General features: G+C 39.9%; 20 protein-coding genes and 1 pseudogene. 3 read left to right on the plus strand and 18 right to left on the minus strand.

Translation table 11 applies throughout. From position 1 onward, the window contains the following. Positions 1–108 precede the first annotated feature (108 nt). Positions 109–1833, plus strand: a complete 1725-nt coding sequence (locus tag ACSAJE_RS05270) for a GmrSD restriction endonuclease domain-containing protein (RefSeq protein ID WP_458009896.1) — start codon at positions 109–111, stop codon at positions 1831–1833. Positions 1834–2088: 255 nt separating this feature from the next. On the opposite strand, the pseudogene ACSAJE_RS05275 reads toward ACSAJE_RS05270, so the two are convergent. Together ACSAJE_RS05275 and ACSAJE_RS05280 are read right to left on the minus strand one after the other, a co-directional pair. Beyond that, positions 2089–3114, minus strand: a pseudogene (locus ACSAJE_RS05275) (IS256 family transposase); the annotation flags it as partial. 86 nt (positions 3115–3200) lie between these two features. Next, the gene (locus ACSAJE_RS05280; RefSeq protein WP_458009897.1) at positions 3201–3584 is read right to left on the minus strand and encodes a group II intron maturase-specific domain-containing protein; all 384 of its coding nucleotides are present in this window, start codon (positions 3582–3584) and stop codon (positions 3201–3203) included. A gap of 489 nt (positions 3585–4073) precedes the next feature. Here ACSAJE_RS05280 and ACSAJE_RS05285 point away from each other — a divergent pair, with 489 nt between their 5' ends. Then, entirely contained in the window at positions 4074–5441 is a 1368-nt protein-coding gene (locus tag ACSAJE_RS05285) for an MATE family efflux transporter (RefSeq protein ID WP_458009898.1), read from the plus strand. Here the strand turns inward: ACSAJE_RS05285 and ACSAJE_RS05290 are convergent. The 9 genes from ACSAJE_RS05290 to ACSAJE_RS05330 all read right to left on the minus strand — a co-directional run bounded on the left by ACSAJE_RS05290 (position 5415) and on the right by ACSAJE_RS05330 (position 12541). After that, positions 5415–5735: a HipA N-terminal domain-containing protein gene (locus ACSAJE_RS05290; RefSeq protein ID WP_458009899.1), complete on the minus strand. Its 321-nt coding sequence runs from the start codon at positions 5733–5735 to the stop codon at positions 5415–5417. The genes ACSAJE_RS05285 and ACSAJE_RS05290 overlap by 27 nt on opposite strands. Then, on the minus strand, positions 5716–6000 hold the full coding sequence (locus tag ACSAJE_RS05295) for a helix-turn-helix domain-containing protein (RefSeq protein ID WP_458009900.1): 285 nt from the start codon (positions 5998–6000) through the stop codon (positions 5716–5718). The genes ACSAJE_RS05290 and ACSAJE_RS05295 overlap by 20 nt, the downstream gene beginning before the upstream one ends. A 180-nt stretch (positions 6001–6180) precedes the next feature. After that, positions 6181–7851, minus strand: coding sequence for a glycoside hydrolase family 2 protein (locus tag ACSAJE_RS05300; RefSeq protein ID WP_458009901.1), 1671 nt, complete (start codon positions 7849–7851; stop codon positions 6181–6183). 66 nt (positions 7852–7917) lie between these two features. Then, the gene (locus tag ACSAJE_RS05305) at positions 7918–8388 is read right to left on the minus strand and encodes a flavodoxin (protein ID WP_458009902.1); all 471 of its coding nucleotides are present in this window, start codon (positions 8386–8388) and stop codon (positions 7918–7920) included. 272 nt (positions 8389–8660) lie between these two features. Continuing rightward, complete coding sequence (locus ACSAJE_RS05310; RefSeq protein WP_458009903.1) at positions 8661–9116, minus strand: hypothetical protein; 456 nt, start codon at positions 9114–9116, stop codon at positions 8661–8663. 124 nt (positions 9117–9240) lie between these two features. Beyond that, a complete protein-coding gene (locus ACSAJE_RS05315) occupies positions 9241–10128 on the minus strand; it encodes a LysR family transcriptional regulator (protein ID WP_458009904.1) in 888 nt (295 codons plus the stop codon). 124 nt (positions 10129–10252) lie between these two features. Next, a complete protein-coding gene (locus ACSAJE_RS05320) occupies positions 10253–10747 on the minus strand; it encodes a DUF2798 domain-containing protein (RefSeq protein WP_458009905.1) in 495 nt (164 codons plus the stop codon). A 136-nt stretch (positions 10748–10883) separates the two neighbouring features. Continuing rightward, a complete protein-coding gene (locus tag ACSAJE_RS05325; protein WP_458009906.1) occupies positions 10884–12119 on the minus strand; it encodes a hypothetical protein in 1236 nt (411 codons plus the stop codon). Continuing rightward, on the minus strand, positions 12116–12541 hold the full coding sequence (locus ACSAJE_RS05330) for a hypothetical protein (protein ID WP_458009907.1): 426 nt from the start codon (positions 12539–12541) through the stop codon (positions 12116–12118). The genes ACSAJE_RS05325 and ACSAJE_RS05330 overlap by 4 nt, the downstream gene beginning before the upstream one ends. Positions 12542–12800: 259 nt before the next feature. Here ACSAJE_RS05330 and ACSAJE_RS05335 point away from each other — a divergent pair, with 259 nt between their 5' ends. Then, positions 12801–14288 carry a DUF1846 domain-containing protein gene (locus ACSAJE_RS05335; protein WP_118689783.1) on the plus strand — a complete coding sequence of 496 codons (1488 nt, stop codon included), beginning with the start codon at positions 12801–12803 and terminating at the stop codon, positions 14286–14288. Between the two features lie 110 nt (positions 14289–14398). On the opposite strand, the gene ACSAJE_RS05340 is transcribed toward ACSAJE_RS05335, so the two are convergent. The 7 genes from ACSAJE_RS05340 to ACSAJE_RS05370 all read right to left on the minus strand — a co-directional run bounded on the left by ACSAJE_RS05340 (position 14399) and on the right by ACSAJE_RS05370 (position 22674). Continuing rightward, positions 14399–16117 (minus strand): hypothetical protein, encoded by a 1719-nt coding sequence (locus tag ACSAJE_RS05340; protein WP_458009908.1) that lies wholly within the window; start codon positions 16115–16117, stop codon positions 14399–14401. A 21-nt stretch (positions 16118–16138) separates the two neighbouring features. Continuing rightward, the gene (locus ACSAJE_RS05345) at positions 16139–17053 is read right to left on the minus strand and encodes a chemotaxis protein (protein WP_458009909.1); all 915 of its coding nucleotides are present in this window, start codon (positions 17051–17053) and stop codon (positions 16139–16141) included. A gap of 11 nt (positions 17054–17064) precedes the next feature. Further along, positions 17065–17772: a hypothetical protein gene (locus ACSAJE_RS05350; RefSeq protein ID WP_118689785.1), complete on the minus strand. Its 708-nt coding sequence runs from the start codon at positions 17770–17772 to the stop codon at positions 17065–17067. A gap of 85 nt (positions 17773–17857) precedes the next feature. Continuing rightward, on the minus strand, positions 17858–19441 hold the full coding sequence (locus ACSAJE_RS05355; RefSeq protein WP_118689786.1) for a sensor histidine kinase: 1584 nt from the start codon (positions 19439–19441) through the stop codon (positions 17858–17860). Next, positions 19438–20109, minus strand: a complete 672-nt coding sequence (locus ACSAJE_RS05360; protein WP_022024593.1) for a response regulator transcription factor — start codon at positions 20107–20109, stop codon at positions 19438–19440. The genes ACSAJE_RS05355 and ACSAJE_RS05360 overlap by 4 nt, the downstream gene beginning before the upstream one ends. A gap of 109 nt (positions 20110–20218) precedes the next feature. Continuing rightward, positions 20219–20839 carry a hypothetical protein gene (locus tag ACSAJE_RS05365; protein WP_147352613.1) on the minus strand — a complete coding sequence of 207 codons (621 nt, stop codon included), beginning with the start codon at positions 20837–20839 and terminating at the stop codon, positions 20219–20221. 17 nt (positions 20840–20856) lie between these two features. Continuing rightward, positions 20857–22674 carry an HAD hydrolase-like protein gene (locus tag ACSAJE_RS05370; protein ID WP_458009910.1) on the minus strand — a complete coding sequence of 606 codons (1818 nt, stop codon included), beginning with the start codon at positions 22672–22674 and terminating at the stop codon, positions 20857–20859. Positions 22675–22941 lie beyond the last annotated feature (267 nt).

Here is a 22941-nt window from a genome sequence, read left to right on the forward strand (position 1 = left end):
TCCTTTAAAATTTCATTTTAGGTACACTATCATTATGAATATTTCAATTGTAAAATATAGTATAATATAGTATAATATGATAAAATAAAAAAATTTACGGAGGAAGTAATGGTTAAGGGTGAATATATATCAGAAATATACAAATGGTACACAGAAGATAATTTAATCGTAAACAGAAGATATCAAAGGAAATTAGTATGGACATTAAATGAAAAGCAACACTTTATAAATACTATAATGAAAAAATATCCAGTTCCTTTATTTTTATTGGTTAATTCCTCTAATGAATCAAACGATACAGGATCACAAAAAAAAGAAATAATTGACGGACTACAACGCTTGGAAGCAATAATTTCATTTATATTAAACAAATTTCCTGTTAAAATTGAAGGTGAATATAAATATTTTAATCTTGATGTATATCCTGGTAATGGGATTTTAATAAAATCAAATAAATTAAATCAAAAAACCCCGGTAATAGATGCGAAAACATGTGCAGATTTTATGTTATATCAATTACCAATTAGTATAATAGACGCAAATGAAACAGTGGTTGATGATGTTTTTAAAAGAATAAACTCAACCGGAAAAAAGCTCTCACCACAGGATTTACGGCAAGCTGGTGTTACTAGTCGATTTAGTAATTTAGTACGAATAATCGCAACACATTTACGTGGCGATGCAACTGATAGCGATTTAGTAAATATGCATGAGATTGCCGATTATAGCTTAAGCAGTGATGGATTAAAATATGGATTAGATATCAATTTAGTCTTTTGGGTAGAACAGGGAATTATCACGGAAGAAGGGCTTAGACGATCGAAAGACGAAGAGATTATTGCTATATTGTGTAGTTGTATATTAAGTGATAACAGAACTGGGACGTCTTCATCAGCACTAAATCGTTTATACACCCCAAGTAGTGATACCTATAAAAGAAATGAAAATTTGTTGACACAAGACAAAACAGATAGTATGATAGAATTATTTATTACTGTTTTGTCTAATTTAGAAAAAATATTTAAATCTAAATCTACAACATTCGAAACACTTTTGTTTAAGCCAGGAAAAAATTATAATAAAGATTGGGTCTTTATTATTTTATTTCTATCATTTGCACAATTGTATACAGAAAATTATATAATCAATAATCATAAACAAATTGCAGAGGCAATGACATTACTGGCAAATAAAGAGTTAAGTGAGATAATTAGTAAATCTGATTGCGATTGGAATTGTAATGTTAGAAATCATTTGATCGATAGAGTAAAAAACATACTAGTAAAACATATGGAATTTAGAGAAATAAATCCCAAATGGAATAACCGATTTAGGGATTTTTTGAAACAACTTTCATGTGAAAAACAAATGTATGATTTTAAAATAGGAATACATGATTTAAAAACGGGCGAAGAAAATCAGAATGTAATTCCTAAATGTATAAAGACGTTAACAGCAATGGCGAATACGAAGCCTTATGAAGAAGGTGTTATCATAATAGGAATTTCTGATAAAAAAAGTGATGCAGAAGATTTTGAAAATCATTATAAAGTTGTGGTTCCTAAGTACAATGATCTATATATATCTGGTATACAGCACGAGGCAGTAACATATCACAAATCAATACCAGAATTTACAAACCATATAAAAAATATTATTCAGAAACAAAAGGTTGCACCGGAAGTAATTCAATATATTTTGTCAAATATGGACACAATGAAATATGAAGCGCAAACTTTGATAATTTTAAAATTAAAAGCAAAGAAACCTTTATTTTATAACGAAGAGTTATTCGTTCGATACGAAAGCCATAATAAATTAATCAAAAATTGATCTAATGAATTTTATACAGTATTAGATAATTTTAAAAAAGGAGATGTAAAATAAGTCTAGTCAAAAAATGCTGAAATTTTTCCAAGGAATGGCAGGAAAGTCCACTGTATAATGGAGACCGTTTCGAGTTTTGTGTAAACTCAAAAAACTGACATAAGATTTTATTGATAGTTATACTAAGAGCAGAGACCAGATTTTGGTTCTCTGCTCTATCTGCATTATACAGGTATAAATGCACATGTCAAATAGATTTCCCTAGAATTCTGCTTTTTCCAGCCGTTCTTCAAAGTAGATCTCCAGCTGGGCTCGTATCTGGGACCAGTCCCAGCGGCGTCCGGTCCATTTTTTAGTGATATCCATGGTAGCCAGATAGAGCATTTTTAAGAGGCTGTCATCGCTTGGAAATACAGTTCTGCTTTTGGTGACCTTACGTAGCTGCCGGTTGAATCCTTCAATCGCATTTGTTGTATAAATGAGCTTCCGCACTTCATTGGGATATTTAAAATAGGTGGAAAGTGTAGCCCAGCGTTCGCTCCAGAATTTATAGATCTCCGGATATTTGCTGTTCCATTTTTCTCCAAAAGATTCTAATTCCTTCAAGGCTGCAGCTTCATCGGGAGCTGCATAGACCATTTTTAAATCTGCCATAAGTTTTTTCAGATCTTTGTAGGATACATAATTCGTGGTATTCCGGATCTAGTGGATGATACACTGCTGGATCTCTGTCTTTGGATACACTGCTTCGATCGCCTGTGGAAATCCGTTCAGTCCATCCACACAGGCGATAAGTATATCCTGCACACCACGGTTTTTCAATCCGTTAATAATAGACAGCCAGAATTTCGCACCTTCATTTTCCCCGACATACATGCCGATCACGTCCTTTTTTCCAGCCATATCGATCCCGAGGGCAATGTATACCGCACGTTTCACAATACGCCCTTCACTGCGGACGTGGTAGTGGATCGCATCCATGTAAACAACAGCATATATCTCCTGTAGTGGACGTTCCTGCCATTCCTTTACAAGTGGCATTATTTTATCGGTAATACGGCTGATCGTACTGTCTGAAATATCCAGATCATAAAGCTCCTTTAAGTGTGCCTCAATGTCTCCCGTGGTCATTCCTTTTGCATACATAGATATGATCTTTTCTTCCATGTCCTGAGTGACCGTATTCTGATATTTTGGCATCAGCTGCGGTTCATACTCCCCTTTGCGATCCCTTGGTATTGCAACGTCCATATACCTATAACTGGGACGCATTGTTTTCTTGGAATACCTATATAAATCAAGCAGGAAGCTAATCATTAGTTGATTAGCCGATCTCTCACCACCATGCGTACCGTTCGGTACACGGTGGTTCTTTAGTTTTCACAGACTACCAGATAATAGCCAAGCATGGATGTATATCCCTGCTTGGCTATTATTCTTTTTGAAAAGATTTGGTTCAGAGTTTTCGCCATTCTCCAATAACCTTTTCTACTACAGGCAAGTTTTTTTGCTTTCCAATGTTCTCTCCCTAATGCTTTCAGCATCCGGTACTTTGTTTTGATTTTCTTACACTTTTTCCAATAGACCGCTCGGATTCTACATCTTGCCCATTTATCCGTTTCCTTGAGAAGCTTCGTCATGTCCGCAAGTTTGAAATATTCCATCCATCCCCGTACATACTCTTGATATCTCCTCTCCCGCACTTCATTACTAATGCCTTTATTTCTGTCAGTAAGTTCTCTGATTTTATTTTTCATCTTCGCTACTGACTTTGGGTGCGCTCTGAATCTGCACTTTCCTTTGTGTCTATAAAAGGTATATCCAAGGTATTTGACTTTACTAATGTAAGTCACCTCTCCTTTAATTTTTCCTACAAAAACATTGTTTCTTATTGTGTGATTGTTGATCCACATTTTCTTTATTATACTTATTCTATCCTCTTATTTCCTTAATTCTTTGTGTACGCATTTTCTGCACAATTGTTCGTATATAATTCGTAAAGTCATTTTCCATCAAAAATCAACCGCCTTAAACACCTTATTTTACCGGTGTTCTGTAAATATGATATACACAATAGTCAATAATAGTAATCATAGTCGTCTCACCTCTGTAGTCGTTTTTGTAAGTGTACCACAACCATGGGTTGTTGTCGATATTATTTGCTCCCAGGCATTGAACATTTTACATCTGAGCAAGCAGTTGTTATACTTAATATCGAAAATTTACATAGTATAGGACTGATTTATATGAAACGAATAGACTTTGAAAACGGAACGGTTACAAGAAACATACTGGGTGCTGCTCTTCCGATGCTGATTGCTCAGATACTGAACCTACTGTACAACATAGTGGACCGCATTTATATTTCAAGAATCCCGGACGTTGGAACAAGAGCACTTGGGGCTGTCGGACTTTGTTTCCCGGTAATTACGATCATCACAGCGTTCGCCAATCTGTTTGGCGGTGGAGGTGCCCCTCTCTTCTCGATCTACCGCGGTCAGAAAGAGGAACACAAGGCAGGTCGGATTATGAATACTTCCTTTACCATGCTGTGTTTTGGTGCGATTGTCCTCATGAGCGTTGGACTCTTGACCGCCAGACCTCTGCTAGTGTTATTTGGTGCTTCTGCGGATACACTTCCCTTTGCACAGCCGTACATAATGATCTATCTGATCGGCACATTGCCATCCATGATCGCTGTCGGAATGAATCCATTTATCAATGCACAAGGGTATGCCCTGATCGGCATGTCCTCTGTGGCTGTCGGCGCTGCCGCTAACCTGCTGCTCGATCCCCTATTTATTTTTGTGCTTGGACTGGGTGTCGAGGGTGCCGCTATTGCAACGGTGATCTCGCAATTTCTATCTGCCGCATTTGTTTTATATTTTTTGATGCGAAAAGCGGAATTAAAAGTACGTCTTCTGCGGAAATACGAATTTCGCGGCTGTTTTGGTTACGCCAAAAATATTGTCAGCCTCGGCACGGCAGGTTTTATCATGCAGCTTACCAACAGCCTTGTATCGATCTGCTGTAACCACGTACTTTCCATCACAGGTGGCGATATTTACATCTCCGTCATGACGATCATATCCAGCGTACGCCAACTCGTGGAAACTCCTATCTATGCGATCAACGAAGGCGCCTCTCCTATCCTAAGCTACAATTACGGAGCCAGACGCCCGTCTCGTGTCCGTAAATCAGGACTGGTAATGAGCATCATGATACTGAGTTATACCGCTGTCATGTGGTGTCTCATCATCCTCGTTCCTGGGACACTGATCCGTGTGTTCAGCTCTGACCATAATTTAGTACAGGACTCTATCCCCGCACTCAAGCAATATTTTGCCGCTTTTATCTTTATGGATCTGCAATACATGGGACAGACTGTGTTCAAATCACTGAATAAAAAGAAGCAGGCAATATTTTTCTCCCTGCTTCGTAAAGTAATTATCGTAGTGCCATTAACCTATCTGATGCCATTTGCCTTCCATATGGGAACAGATGGCGTATTTCTTGCAGAACCTGTCTCCAATATTATCGGTGGCGGCATCTGCTTTATTACCATGCTCTCTATTGTTTTACCGGAGTTAAAGCGAATGGAGCGAGTGCAGTGAAACAAGACCGTCTGCACCACTGTATTCACAGTCTTCCAACCGTTCATCCATTCTTTTTTCCCGGGTAATCTCTATCTGCGGTTCATAAACAAGCTTTCCCATTCCTGAATTTCCCACTATCGCCAATCTGTCTAATACCGTATAACTATCTGGATTTTTGCCTTTCTGCTGAAGAAGCCGATTTAACAAACGTCTTCCCCAAGCATCCGGAAGGCTATCTGCAAATATGCCAAACAATCCGTCAAAATAAGTTTTTTCCGGCACATACACTTTACTACTTACATTTGTTTTCATTGATAACCTCCTGAATATCTTGATACGGAATCTGTGTAAACGCATTCCGCAGATCGCCCGCAATATCCAATGCCATAGCTATTTTTGTAAGGCTAACCAGAGATATTTGCCCCGTTGTTTCAAAACGCTTGATAGATCCATAACTAACCCCACTCATATCCGCTAATTTTTTCTGGGATATCGACCGTCTCCGACGAATATTTCTCACCCGCTGCGCTAATTTTAAATCCAGTTCTTCAGCGGTTTCCCATACTAATCCTCTCATACGACATCAATCCTCCATACAGTTTTCCTTAACATGCGGATTACAATTTGTATTTTAAATGACATAGATAATATTTATAATCGTTTTATGCAATCATATCGTGCACACCTTAACATTTGCAACACCTTAAATGCCCCACTTCATCAGTAGGGCATATGTAACCTTCTGCTATAATCAACTTTAGTATTTTTGAAATATTTCCTTCACCTTTTCATATGCCAATTTTGGTCTTCGATATTCATCTACGATTCCTTTATTATTCATCTCTCGCGGTCTTCCGGCAAACCACTCAGAGCTGACACGCACATCACAAAACTGCCAAATATAAACGCCCATACACTCTGAAGATTCTAAACACGTTGTCAACTGCTCCGCCAAAGCTTCTGCCTGATATTCTTCCGTCCATTTTCCATGATAAGAATTGTGACAGCCATATAGCGCTCCTGCCCCAATCTCCGACACAATAAACGGTTTATCTTTTCCTTTTCCATCCTCTTTAATCCAATCACAAACTTCCGCCAAATACTGCTGCACCGGCTTGTCTACATACCATCTTGGATATATATTACATGAGATCACATCCGGCAGATCAAAACAAATGTCCTGAAAAAATTTGCAGCTTGCAAAAGTACAGGTTCTTGTAGCATCTAACTGCCTGATCAGTGCAAATTGTTTTTGATAGCATGATCTTCCGAACTCTGTTTCGCTGGCACATTCATTTAGTATGCCCCAAATATAGATACTTGGATGATTATAATGGTTCATTATCATTTCCCTGATAACATTTTCTGCCTGCGTCTCAAAAAGAGGATGACGCATTTCTGATTCCTCTATTCCTCTTGCATGATTCTCTTCCCAAACCAAAATACCCAGTTCATCACACAAGTCCAAAAATATCTCATCATTCGGATAGTGCACCGTGCGAATCGAATTGGCGCCCATTTGTTGAATTAACATAAGATCATGACAAATTGCTGCATATGGCAATGCATATCCATAGTCTGGATGATCTTCATGTCTGCATACTCCCTTGATGCGAAATTTCTTTTCATTTAATAAAATTTCTTTTCCCTGCACCTTAATTTCCCGAAAGCCAAAACGGTCTATTAAGTCATCCATCACAATTTCTCCTACTTTTGCCTGTAGCTTTACCTCATATAATTTGGGAGAATCCGGACTCCATTCCTGCACATCTTCAAATATAATTTCCGTAGACAATATCTGTCTGTCCCCCTTATCGGACAGCAACTGCCAATCATAGATTACTTCTCCTATTTGAAGTGAGATCACCACATTCTCGCCAGCAAGCCTCTTTTGATCCAAAATATGGACCGCGACTTTCACGCCGGCTGTCCATTTCCCATTTTTATGATATGTTTTAACATGTACATATTCAAAATATAAGGCACCAATTTTCTCCAACACCACCGGACGCGATACTCCACCATATGACATATAATCATTCGGAATATGCAATGCACTCTTCTCCGTAAAACGATTATCCACCTTAATTTCCAACAAATGGGTTCCCTCTGTCAAATCTTTCTTAATAACAGAAAATGGTGTATAAGCATTATAATGCTGTGCAATCTGTTCCCCATCTAACAGCACTGTCGCTGTATGGCTCACTCCTTTACACTCAATACGGATATTTCCACCAGCAGTAATTTTTTTACGAAAATAGGCTTCTCCACGGTAATTTGCAAAAAGTGGATTTGTTTCAAAGCATCCCGGTGTTGCCATCTGAAACTTTGTTCCTGCATAATCCCCCTCGCATGGCTCAAATTCCCATAAACTCCCTGTCAGTTCTTCCTGCATACGCACTTCATGTGTCTTAAATGTACGAATCATCGTTCTTCATCTCTCCTTAACAAATCTATTAATTTTTCATAATCTAAAACTTCGTCTGAAATACAATTACAAACTTTTTACCCACTCGCTAATCTCCTGTTTAGACATACGATTTAAGAGTTTTCCTTCCACGATCTGTGCATTAGGAGCCGATGGCTGTAACTCACTGACCGTGTTGCCAAATCCGCTGCCACCAGATGTTGCAAATAATACAATCTTTTTGCCGCTCAGATCATATTTCTCCAAAAATGTATTCACGATAGTTGGTGCAACATACCACCAAATCGGGAATCCCAAAATAATCTCATCATAAGCAGATACATCCACATTAGAATCTGCGATTTCCGGTCTGATTGATTTGTCAGCCATCTCTACACTGCTTCGTGATTTTTTGTCCATCCAGTTGAGATCCGCTTTCGTATATGGAACCTTTGGTGCGATCTCGCACAGATCAAAATTGCCTGCCTCTGCGATCATTTCTGCTGTTTTCTTTGTTGTTCCGCTTGCGCTAAAATAAGCAACTAACTTTTTTGCCATAAAATAACACCTCATTTCTTAAACATAAACAAATGTAGTTCTGCAAGAATCGCTAAAACAATTCTTAGTGGCATAGCACCACATTATAAGCAGTTTCCCATAAAGTTAAAAATGTGCAGGAAGTTTTATTTCTCCTGCACATTTATTATAATACTCCATTTTCAATTATGTCTACTACTTATATTGTATTGCTATCTATGCTTTTTGGGCATTATCTGCAATTATTTCGGTTTTATAGATTGTAATGCATAATTTATCCCTTTACAAACTATCTATATTAATTTTTTTCTAATTTCTCGTATTTTATTTTTTCTCTCTAAAACACTTACATCGCATTGTTCTAAATATTGATAAAATACATCTGCTGCAGATAACAACGCTAAAAAGAACTCCTTTTTCTCTACCATATATTTTTTGTCCCCTATAATTATCAAAAGCCCATTCTGATTCCTTTTTTCGTTTCTCAATATCACATTTAGAGGTTGGTCAGGAAACAAAAAACTCGTTTCCCATTTACCTTCTATCAATTCATCTATTGCATCTATGAAATATGACCACAAGTGATTAATTAAATCCCATTGTTCTAATCCCATAATCTCTTGAGTATAATATTTTATTACAATTGCCCCTTCTACATAAAAAACGTCTGTAACTAATTCTATGTCAGTATCTGGTTCAATTTTAACAAAGCAATCCATGTGTTTAATATACGTTTCTACTGTTAGCATTATTATATCCTCTTTCTTTATTATCAAGTAAATCTATTTTTAGGTTCATACTTTTCTCCATTTCTCGTTTTGGCGAGCCGCATGCACTGCTTCCTCTAAATCTTCCGTAAAATGTATAGATAAATCACTTCTCCCCACCACTATACGCCTGTATCTCCTCAATAAACCGACTTACCATCGGTGAATATGGGATATTTCTCCGCCAAGCGATCACGGTACTTGTCTCCACTTTCGGCGTCAATCGCCTCTGCACAAGCTTATCCTTCTCCCAATACCGTTCTGCACCCTCGATCGACACCTGATACCCAAGCCCATGTAGCACCATCACCCCGGCATTAGTGCCAAGGTTACTGGTAAACGCCACCTGCAGCTTGCTAAAATCCTTTCCGAACCAGTTAGCCAACTCACTCTGTACCGTATGGCGTTCCGGCAAAATAAGCGGCAAACCGATCAAATCTTCTTTGGTAATATACTCTTTGGCAGCCAGCGGATCGTCTGCCCGCATCGTCAAAACCCAGTGATCACTGCCCTGTAAGCGAATATAATCCATTTCTTCCGTACTGACCGGTTCTAAAAACAGTCCTATATCAATAAGTCCTTTTCCCATCAATTCTGACACTGCATCGGCAGTCCCGGTGTGCAGTGCGATCTGCACTCTCGGATACTTTTCCCGATAACTGCGGCAGATTTCCGCAAGTGTCTCCACAGCCATAAACTCTCCACAGCCGATGGTGATCGTCCCCTCCATAAACTCTTGACTGCCTTTGAACTCACTTAAGATCTTATCTTCCATCTCAACGATTTCCAGTGCCCGCCTTTTAAGCAGCACGCCCTCACCCGTGAGTGTAATACTACGTCCCCCTCGGTCAAATAACTTTGCCCCCAGCTCTTCTTCCAACGCCGCAAGCTGCCTAGAAAGCGTCGGCTGGGTCAAATTCAACTGCTCCGCTGCTTTCGTAAAGCTCTGCTCCTTTGCCACGGTCAAAAAATACCGCAATACTCTCAAATTCATGACTCCATCCCCCTCTCCCTTAAATTTATAAGGGAATTTTAGCTCTTTGCCGTAAAGCACAAAGCCACGGTATATAACCTGCTGTCTCTATCAGTATAACTTTCTCAGCCTTATTTCGCAAATATCAGCCCTCGATCAATGCATCTGACTGCTCTGTTGCCTTGCTTCCTTTTCTCTCAAAAATGGTGCGGAAGATCAAACGAACTAACGGTCCGCAATAAAACATTTGATAACAGATTGCCACCAGGAAATTCATTGCCCATGTTTGAATCCAAGTACCAAAGGTTTTCGTTTCCTTAAACAACAAAGTTGCCACAAGGCTCATGAGCGGACACATGATACAACAGATGCAAATAGAGATCGCGTAGGTGATGATCTGCGGTCTGTCGTCCGGTGTCACAACCGTAAAAGCAAGTGCTTTCGCAATCTTTCCGACAATAAAAAATTCTAAGATAAATGCGACCGGCACCATGATCGGCAGTTCATGAACTGCTGCAAGAAAAGTCTCTCCGGTTACTTTCCCCATGTTTAACGCTACATTGTAAACGACCATCCCGTACACCATGACCGTTGCCATAATGGCTGTGAATACGACATCTTGAAATTTGTTTTTTGGCATAAAAAAAATCCTCCTAAAATGATAACTATTGTCATGTGTTGTTCGTTATCATCCCGGAGGATTGTGCGTTTCCAATAAAAACCATATAATGCTGTGAAATTATAACATATTATTTCTAAATATGTAATACCCAAAATTAATAATAATCAAATTTTTGTGCTAATTGAGTCAGATCAACCCCACAATTTTCTTTTATTTTGTTCAAAAACGCCGGTATGTCCACACCATAAAGATAATGCGTCAATGTCATTCCATCTGTATTCTTCTTATTACCATATAACCAAAAATACTTCTCCATTCCATCTTTACCATTGATTTTGTCTCTGTCCTTTTGTGCGGCTTCCATCGTTTTTTCTCCTGTCGTTCGCAGTTTTTGCAACGATTGTTTCTGATCCTTTGCTACTGCTTTTTGTGATAGCTCCGCCAAAAACAGCCGGTCTTTACCCGTCAACACATCAATTTTTAAGGTTGGATATTTCTCATCCTTTGTCAACGATAATTTGAAAGTATATGTCACGGAAGAATCTGCCGCTTTCAGAGATATGTCTTCGCGATATTCTTTTTTCGTATTGTTTCGCACGATCGTAACCGAATAGTCGACATTATCCACCATGAGCTCTATTACACGTCCACGAATCGTATCTGACTCATCCACATATAATTTCATTTTCTTCCATACCATGCTGTACTTGTTGGTCATAAATTCACCGGTATGATACACAATATCATACTCCGTACATGCATCAGTAATCCCTTTCGGCTTCACATCCTCTCTGCTCTTCGTGACAGTCTGTCCTTTTTGCCAAAACATGCCAATCCACTTTTGCATCTCACTTTTGAACGTAACTTCCGTCCCCATCGGTACAAACAAGGCTTCGGTCAATTCCGTCTCCAACATAAGATAATCTTCTTTTAGTTCCGATATCTGCAAACAGCTAACCCCACCATTGTCTCCCACATCACGCTTCTGTGTTCCATCATGAAAAGCATTAAAATGTACTGCCTTTTGGTCATTTAATAACACTGTCCCCTGTCCGGTCACCGTGTCTTTATCCATCTGAATATCAGACTGTACCGTGACCTTTTGCAAGCCACTTTTCCTTAATAACGCTTTCCATGCATCGCCAAGTGTAATCTGCGTTGTTAGTCCCAGTCCTTCACTGCTCCTGTCTTTCCAATCTGCCTTCCAGTCACAAAGCTGTTGAATTTCTTCATCCAGCGTTCTCTTCTCCAATTTTTGAACATACTCCGTTGGCGAAAGCTTCTTTTGCTGTTCCTGCTTTTTATAATAGATCACGCCACCTGTACCCAATGCCAAAACAATAATAATACAAATAGCTGCCACAAACCATTTCTTTCTGCTCTGTTTCATAATCCCTCACTCCTTTTACCATAAAACAATGTGCTGTTATCTATACAACCATCGGCCGCATCAATATAATTAAAAGCACTCTTCTCATACTTTTTCACACCACCATCACATCTCCACTCCGAAATAGCACTTTTTAGAAAACTTCCTCTGCCTAGTTTTCGTAAATTTTTCGGTAAAACAACCTTTTCTAAATAATAATTACCTCGGAAGGATAATGGTGCCGTCTTGCGAACTGTATCCGGTACAACAAAGGTACTGCCCTTCTTACTCATCGGATAACAGATAAGTGTCGTCATTTTCTTATTGTATAACGCACCATTTTGCGACCTGTACTTTGGATTAATCGAAGAAACACGAATACTTCTCGTACGCATCGTCTCGTTCTCTGGCAAGATCCATACACCAACTAAGCCCGTAATCATCTGATAGTCCTTTACCTATCATTCTTACACCATAGGTTTAAAACTACCATATGTAAAATACTTTGAATGCCTTATTTTACGTATTCCCCTTCTCTTATCTCCTAGGCCAAGCATAACATATCCGTTATTAAAAATAAAACACAATCTTTCCTTTCCCCCTGTCATTTTATATCCGTTTATGGTATCCTTATTGTGGGGTTATTTTTTACCGAATGTTGATGGGAACGTTCGTGTTATTACAAGAAAAAGGAGATTTTCAATGAAACAAATTGGCTTTGATAATGATAAATACTTATCCATGCAGTCTGCACATATTAGAGAGCGCATTTCTCAATTTGGCGATAAGCTGTACTTAGAGTTTGGCGGCAAATTATTTGACGATTATCATGCATCACGCGTACTTCCGGGCTTTGCACCGGACAGTAAATTACAAATGCTTTTACAACTTGCCGATCAGGCTGAAATGATCATTTCGATCAATGCATCAGATATTGAGCGTAACAAGATCAGACATGATCTCGGAATTACCTACGATCAGGATGTATTACGTCTGATCGATGTATACAAAAAGAAAGGACTTTATGTCAGCAGCGTAGTTATCACCCGTTACGCCGGACAGCCATCCGCAAATCTGTTTCAAAAAAAATTAGAATCCATCGGTATCCAGGTTTATCACCACTATACTATCGATGGATATCCAAACAATATCGACAAGATCGTAAGTGATGACGGCTATGGCAAAAACGATTATATTAAAACAACCAGACCGCTTGTCATTGTTACTGCACCGGGACCGGGAAGCGGTAAGATGGCAACCTGCCTTTCTCAGCTATACCATGAAAACAAAAACGGTATCAAGGCCGGTTATGCAAAGTTTGAGACATTCCCAATTTGGAATATTCCTTTGAAGCATCCGGTCAATTTAGCCTATGAGGCCGCAACTGCTGATCTGAATGATGTTAATATGATCGACCCATTTCATTTGGAAGCATATGGTGAAACTACGGTAAATTATAACCGCGACATTGAAATTTATCCGGTGCTCGCCGCCATGTTTGAACGCATCTATGGATACTGTCCATACAAGTCTCCAACAGATATGGGCGTCAATATGGCAGGCAACTGTATTATTGATGACGAAGTCTGTAAGGAGGCGTCAAAGCAGGAGATCATTCGCCGCTATTACCAGTCGCTCAACCGCTATATCAAAGATGAGGCATCGGGTGACGAAATATACAAACAGGAACTCATCATGAAGCAGGCTAAAATATCCGTAAACGATCGTGCTGTTGTTCCGATTGCTAACGAGCGGGCTAAGCAAAAAGGATCGGCTGCTGCTGCAATGGAACTGCCGGATGGAACCATCGTAACCGGTTCTACTTCTGATCTGCTCGGTCCGGCGTCCGCTGTACTGTTAAATGCGATCAAAGTATTAGGAAAGATTGATGATAATGAACATCTGATATCCCCTTCCTTTATTGAACCGATTCAACATCTTAAGACCGGTTATCTTGGCAGCAAAAATCCACGACTGCATACCGATGAAGTACTTATTGCGCTTTCAATGTGCGCTGTATCGGATCCGAAAGCCAAACTGGCATTAGAACAGCTCCCAAAATTGTCCGGATGTCAGCTTCATGTTTCCGCGATCTTGTCATCGATCGATATCAACACTTTCAAAAAGCTTGGCATTGAATTAACCAATGAAGCCGTTTATGAGGGTGCTGCTACAACAGAAACGGAATGATCGTATTCCCGCATGCTATAATAAAAAGTTTCCTATAAAATAAAAAACAGCGTTTTCAAATTTTTTGAAAACGCTGTTTTTCATTTCTTATGTTTTCTATCACACGAAGATCATTCATTCCCCGTATTCTTTTTCATGGCTATCTCAACAACTTTACTGGTATATTCTGCCTTGTCTAAGCTTAGCAGTTCCCTTGCCTGCGACTCACTGACGCCATACTCAGATTGTAACAGAGATACGATCTGTTCTTTGCAGCCATCTACCTCGTCCTCGATCTCAAGCTGTTTGGCAGTCTCTAAATTCGCATCATATCTCTGCAAACCACGGATCAGCGCATTTAAGGCATCTGGATAATAATTCATAGCATCATAATTTTGATAAGAATCCAATGCTCTCTGTACCTGCATCACTGTTCGAATCTTATTATAGGTATCCGGATCTTTCTCTTTCACCTTCGTTCCTAACACCTCTTGGTACGCCTGCTCGTACTTACCCATCTCAAAGTATTTCATGGCCTGCTTCTTTGAACTGGAGTAACCATGTATGTTTGTTCCAACAATCTCCACCACCAGAAAAGTAACGGTCAAGATAGCAATGATCGCAACACCAACTTTATTGAGCTTGCCGGTAACTTCATATTTTTCAGCTTCTGCCTCTTCTTCCTGCTGTGCTTTTCGCTCAGCCTTTTTGGCTTCTTTTTCCGCTTTTTTTGCAGCTTTTTCTTCGGCTTTTGCTGCTTTCTTCGCTTCTTTTTCTGCTTTTTTTGCTTCCTTTGCCTGCTCTTTTTCTGCCTTTTTCTGTTCCGCCAACTCCGCTTTTTCCGCAGCTTTTTGTTCTTCCTCTTCCTGTGCTTTTCGTTCTTCCTCGGCAATCTCATCGTTGATTACATTACCAAAGACACGCTGAAACAATCCTTTCTGATCTGTTGGCTCCTCTTCCGGATGTTCCTCCGGTGCCGCAATATCTAGCAGATCATCAATAGACACATCCTGTGATTCCGAATCAGCACCAAGCATATCAAAAATATCTGCTGCCTCAGCATCCTGATCTTCTACCAGTTCATCCTTTGATGCCGTCTCCTGCTGCAACGATCCGGTCATATCCAGATCATCCAACAATCCATCTAACATCATATTTAATGCCTGATCATCAGTCGAAGATTCTGATTTTCCGTCATTCATTAACGCTGCCGTCTCTGCTGAATCTCCGCCACTTACATCATCAGAATACAAATTGATATTATCTAATAATTCACTGGTATTAATCGTCGCACTATCACCAGCCGGCTGTAAGATCTCTTCAGTACCTCCGTCGTCGATCGGTGCTGGAATCTCTTCAGGAGTTTCCGCAACCGACATTGGAATCTCTTCGGAAACCTCCTCTACCGGTATTGGAATCTCTTCAGAAACTTCCTCCTCGATCGGCATTGGAATCTCTTCAGAAACTTTCTCCTCTACCGGCATTGGAACCTCTTCAGAAACTTCCTCCTCTGCCGGCATTGGAATCTCTTCAGAAACTTCCTCCTCTACCGGAATTGGAATCTCTTCAGAAACTTTCTCCTCTACCGGCATTGGAATCTCTTCAGAAACTTTCTCCTCTACCGGCATTGGAATCTTTTCAGGAACTTCCTTCTCTACCGGCATTGGAATCTCTTCGGAAACCTCCTCCTCTGCCGGCATCGGTGCATCCTCAGACTGCTCATCTGACTTAAACTCCTCTATCCCTTCCAGATTTTCCAAATCTTCTATGTCCACAAAATCCGCCAAGGAATCCATATCCGCGAAATCAGCCGCATTCAGATCTTCTAATTCTTTGTCTTCTCCTGACATTACCGCAACCTCTTTTCTTCCTTATTGATGGTCCGTTACTCCGATCAAGTTATCTAATGCAGCAACCAACTGTCCAATCTCCGGTTTTGACAACTGGGCATCAGCTCCGAGCGACTCGCCTTTACGACGCATCTCTTCGTTGATCAACGAGGAAAAGATGACGACTGGAATATGGCAAAACTGATCAGACTCTTTGATCAATTTTGTCAAATGGTGTCCATCCATCTGCGGCATCTCAATATCTGTGATCACACAGGATACTTTCTCGTCCAAATTTCCCGACTTATAATAGTCGCATAACCGATCCCAACATTCCTGACCATTGTTCGTTGCCGTTACGTTTACATATCCGGCCTCAGACAAGCAGTTGACGATCATCTTGCTAAGCAAAATAGAATCTTCTGCAATCAAGATCGGTGTATCGTTTCGTTTTCTTCCCGCCAAATGATCGACAGAAGAGGCCTTCAATCCGGTTTCCGGATTAATTCCGGCAACAATCTCCTCAAAATCCAGTATAATGATCAGCTTACCATCAATCTTAACGATGCCTGTCGCCATGCTGTTATCACCACTATTCACCGTAGAATCCGGTTTCAAAATTTCTTTCCAGGAAATGCGATGAATTCCTGCAACTCCGTGTACATGAAATGCAGTATGCAACCCATTAAAGCCCGTTACGATATACATATCTCCCGCCGTATCTGCTTTCTTAGGCAGATTCATAACCACTGCCAGATCAATAATAGAAAGGATCTCATCTCTCGGCATAAATATCCCCTCTACTCTGGGATCTGAATTTGGCACCGGTGTTGGCACCTGATATGGCAAAATTTCCCGCACTTTCGCAACATTAATTCCATAGCTGTTGCCACCAACGGTAAATTCCAAAATCTCTAATTCATTTGTTCCACTTTCCAATAAAATACCTGTATCCATACTCGCGCCTCCTATTTGATAGCTATTTCTGCCTGTTTGTCATCCCGTACAGCTACCAGTGATACATCTGACAAGTTAATTTCCTGATCCACCTCAAACACCAAAACTCCCTGTCTATTATCTCCAGCCTTAATCTTCTGCTGAAAATATTGCAATTCGCCATTCGCAACTGTATGCTGTAGAAGTCCCACCTGTTTTCCCTCTGACCGCAGGTAAAAATCCGGTTTGTTTTTATGTAAGTCAACCTTTGCATTCGTATTCCCAGTATTTTTGATCCGAAAATATAAGACAAGCAGTTTCTTACCCTTTCCGACTTTACAATACGCGTAATCTGCACCGAGCGAAGATTTCAATTTTGCTGACACAAAGTCTACAGAAACCCCAGGAATTCCATACAATTTCGTTAAAGGAACTGTTGTAGCTTCTGCCTCTCCGTCCTTTCCGGCCGCAGCCTGCCCCGGTTCAGCACTCTGCACTGCTGCAGTTTCTGTCGGTGCCGGCGCAGGAGTAACGATCGGCGTTGGTGTTGGCGTCGGATTTAAAATACTACGGTCATAATCCAAACCATATGCATATTTACTGTCATGTTTTAACAACTCTCCTGCCATATATTCCGATGCTTTGCCGGCATCCAGCTTTGATAAATCAGGAACACTCGTGCTGCATCCGGTCAATGCACACGCGGCAGTGAGTACAGTTGCTATAATTCTCTTTTTCATCCTGCACTACCTCTTTTTATTGCGGGCATTTCATATGATTTTGCCCATACATTCAATATCTTTATACTACCATATTACCGCTATATCAGTCAATCGTCTTACAATCGAGTTCAAACCAAAATTCTACACCATTGTCATGATTGATCACCCCACATTTCTGATTCATAGAATCCATGATCGCTTTGACAATCGACAGTCCAATTCCGTTGCCTCCATAGGCTCTGGTACGCGCCTTATCCACCTTATAAAACTTGACCCATATCTTATCAAGTTCTTCCTCCGGTATCGTCTTACCGGTATTGAATACAGAAATGCGCTCAACATCGCCTCTTTGCTCCATAGTTACTCGTATAACCCTTTCACCATCCACATGATTAACTGCATTGCTGATATAGTTTGTAATAACCTCTTCGATCATATACTCATCTGCCCACACATAAACCGGTTCCGTTTCATAAAATAAAATCTCTGCATCCTTTTGTTCTGCCAGCAAAGTTGCGGAATTAACCGAAGAACGAAGTACCTGTACAATATCAAAACGTTCAAAATGCACTTGATCACTGCCGAACTCGATCTGATTCAGTGTCAAAAGTTTTTTAACCATTTTATTCATTTTATTTGCTTCATCAATAATGACTTCGCAATAAAACTCCCGGCTCTCCTGATCATCGTTGATATTGTCCTGCAACCCCTCCGCATATCCTTGTATCAATGCGATTGGGGTTTTTAATTCATGCGATACATTCGACAAAAACTCCTTACGCATCTCATCAATCTGTATTTTATTTTGAATATCTTTTTGTAATTCATTGTTCGCTGATTTTAATTCCAAAATGGTATTTTCTAACTTATCCGAAAGAGCATTAATACTGTGCCCTAATAAGCCGATCTCGTCTTTTGTGTGTACCGGATAACGTACATCAAAATCAAGATTTGCCATCTGATTAGCAATATCTGCAATCTTTAAAATTGGTTTTGCAAAACTATTGCTGACCACGATCATCAGCAGCATACTGACAACAACCGCTCCAACCGCCACATACCCAAGAAAATGATTAAAGATCGCCACACTCTCAGTCATGCTTTGATAATTCGTCCGCATATAGACAAACTGTCCAGACTTTAACTGACCAAACAATTCAATATACTCCGAACCTATTCGATCATCCATTATCTTATAAACTGAATAATTTTCGGATTCCGTAATCTTTTTTTTGGAATCACCACGTTCGCCAACACTGCCACCCCTTTCCAGCCCGAGCACATATTCCCTCGTCTTCTCTTCGACTGTCTTGCTCTGCCGTTCAGAAATGGTATCCGAAGATGGATAATCAAACGAATACATAATATTACCCAAAAAATTAGTCAGCTCAAACAGATAAATGCTATAGGAATGGTTTGCAGACATAATATCAATCTCACGTACACTTTTGTCGGACAATTGGCCATTCTTACTAAGCTGCGGCTGATCCTTCTGCGTTATCGTGTTGACCGAATTGTACGAATCCACCAGCATGGAAACCTTTTTGTGCTGGTAATATCCCGGAAGCAATGCATAATTTAACATCCAAAAGGCGCATAATGTAAAACCCAAGATCAAAAGCATCGTTATCATTAATTTTGTGCGGATCGACATGCCACGCACGTTACAATTTTCACGCTTTCTCATACTTCAAATTTATACCCCATTCCCCAGATTGTTTTGATATATTCGCCCTTGTCACCTAATTTACTGCGCAATTTTTTTACATGCGTATCGATCGTTCGTGCATCCCCAAAATAATCATAATTCCACACATTGTTCAATATACGTTCCCTCGATAATGCAACGCCTTGATTGTCCATAAAATAGGTCAACAGTTCAAATTCTTTATAGCTGAGTTCTACCAGTTCTCCATTGATCCGCACCTCATGTGCAGCCCGATTCAGACTGATCCCTCCCGCTTCCATCACATCATCTTCAAGTGCATTAGTTCTCCGCAAGATTGCCTCTACACGTGCCACTAATATCTTCGGGCTAAACGGTTTCGAAATATATTCATCAACACCAAGATCAAATCCGAGTAACTCATCTTTCTCATCACTCTTGGCTGTCAACATAATGATCGGCACCTGTGAATACTGACGGATTTCCCGACAAACTTCCCAACCATCCATCTTCGGCATCATCACATCAAGGATGATCAGCGCAATGTCTTTGTTCGCAAAAAATACGTCAACCGCCTGTTCACCATCCTCTGCTTCCAGCACGACAAATCCCTGTTTATTTAAGAAATCTTTGACAAGTTTACGCATACGCTGCTCATCGTCCACCACTAAGATTTTCAATTGTTCCATAGCTTTCACCAACCCTTTCTCATTATTCTATTTAATAAGAAGTCAATGAATATGCTCATTGACTTCTAAAATAAGTATATAAAATAATTATGAATAATCTGTGATAAGATCACTTATTTTTTAGTGCGTTTTCCCGCTCATCCAACTGTTTTTCTTTCTGTTCCAATTGATCCTGCCACTGCTCATATTCATCTACTAATTCTTCCCGCATTTCTTCTTTATAATTTGTAAAATACGTAAACACAGAATATCTGGTCTTAAATGTCACTAACAACATTCCCAAAATAATGATCAACAAAACGGTTATGACCATGTTTTTGATCGTTTTACCAGTCACTGCATCTTCATATGCTTTCTTATATCGTTTGAGCTGTCGCTCTATTTCTGTCTTGCCTGTCACACCAGAATCCGTTGCGCCCGATCCTTTACGTTGTTTATCGGAGGCGGCCTGTTCTGACACTGCAACCGGAATAGGTGCAAGTGTGTCTTCTCCTACGATACCTGACTGCAGGATCTCAGTACGAAGTTCCTGTAAAAACTGCAGTCCGATAACTGTACAAAACGCATGCTTTTCAACAGATCGATTGTACACCTTTAGCAGTTCCTTTGGTTTCCCGGAACGGATTGTTTCCTTGAGATAGGAAATTGTTTCTTTCTCCTTGTGTGCCCGTTCAAATTCACGTTTTGTCAGGAATTGATATCCGTCCAAACAATATAACGTATTCTTCATACCATTCCCCATTTCTGTTATTTTGAAAACGTTGCATGCTTTGTGATCCATTTCTGTACAGCACTACTCAACGCATTATCCTTTAAGCTTTCTCGATTCTTCTTCTCATATTCTGCTTCAGAATCATATTTTTCAGTGTTATACTGATATTCCTCTGCCACCAGGTCTTTATATTCCTTGTCCGAATAATTGATCCCCTCTGCTTTTGCAATTGCTTCAACGACCAATTTTTCTTTGACAGCCTGCTTCGCCTGTTCGTCCAACTCATTTTTGACAAAGTCTTCTTCATTTTCGCTGCCCCAGGACTGAAAAATTTCGTCATGGCTCATACCGTACATATCCGCCATATCATAATACCCCTGCAGCACTTCCTGCTTGGCATCTTCTAATAATTCTTCCGGATATTTTTTTACTTTTGCATTTTCAAGAACTTCTGTCCATGCAAAATCCTGCTTATTATTCTCATTTTCTTTTGCTAGCTCCGTGCGAATATCGGCTTCATACTCTTTTGCTGTCTTAAAATCCGAAATCGACTGCACAAATTTATCATTCCAGGTCGGTACGATTTCATCTCCACAGATATATTTTACCGTAGCCTTAAAGGTAACTTCCTTACCGTCAATGGTATCATCTCCATAAGTTCCCTTTGGAATATTGATCTTAAAAGTGATCTGCTTGCCGGTCTTGGCTCCTACAAAAGCACTTTCAAACCCTTTTACAAATTGGTCAGATCCAAGCTCTATAACCTCTTCTCCGCAAGTATCATCTACCTTTTTGCCATCAATATAGCCATTAAATTTAGCGTATATTTTGTCATCTTCCTGTACGGTGCCCTTTTTCTGTTCATACGTGACATTATCCTGTATCAGACCGTCGATCTCCTGCTGTACATCGTCATCAGTAACCGCTAAAGATACTTTAATTCCTTTATAATCACCAAGACGCACGCATTTGTTTGCATCATAGTCAGCCCCGGTATTCTCCTGCGTTATCTTGCTCCAAGGCTGCTTTTGTACCAGTAATGTGCCACCGACTCCCAAAGCAATCCCAAGAATAAGCATTCCACCGGCAATTGCCGTCCACTTTTTGCCAATCTTCTTATTATAAGAAGATATTTGACTTGATGCAGGCTGCTGTGTATTATCGACATCTGACATTGCCTGACACGGTGTTTCCGGAATTTGTTGTTCAAACCATTCAAGCATATCTGCCGTAGTGCGTACTACATAATCTGCACCAGCCTCTTCTAATTCTCCGGTTTCCGCATAACCATAATAAACACCTAAAGAACGGATACCACAGGATTTTGCTCCAATGACATCGTATTTACGATCACCAATCATTAATACTGTACCCTTATCCTGCTCAGTTACATTTAATCTACGCAATGCTTCTTCTACAACAGCCTGTTTGGAACCACGATCCCCTTTCAACGTATCTCCAGCAATCACATCAAAATATTCTTTAAGATGAAAGTGTTCCAAAATACGTTCTGTATATTCTTCCGGTTTTGAAGTTGCTACCGCTATTTTTACCTGCGTTTTTTTCAAATATTTTAAAACAGCTTCAAACCCTTCATACACATATGCCTCAAACAGACCTTCCGACTGATAACGCTCCCGGTACTTTGCCGTAGCAGTCTTCGCCTCTTCTTCCGTTAAATCGGTATACTCACGGAATCCAACCACCAACGGAGGTCCGACAAATTTGCGCAGAGTCTGTTCTGCCGGTATCTCGTGCCCCATCTGTTCTAACGCATATCGGATACAATTCATAATCCCCTCTCCGGAGTTCGTAATTGTTCCATCTAAATCAAATAAAATATATTTCCACATAAAATTCTATTGCAATCCTTTCCTATAAATTCTAAATTTTCTTATTTACTCAAGCTTCGCACATCAAAAATTATCATGTCGTCACATATATAATTATAACGAAATTTTATTTAAAAAACAAGAAGAGCCCGGGAAGGCTCTTCTTGTCGGGTAGCTCGCACTACCCAGCGTATAATAGGGTGGGAGTAGAAAGTTTTCACTTTCTGAAACCTATTATAACGAGCATATGTGTCCAAAGTGTGTCTGTTTCGTAAATGTTTTTTCTAA

The sequence above is a fragment of the Jutongia sp. SJQ-6 genome (genome assembly GCF_054161275.1).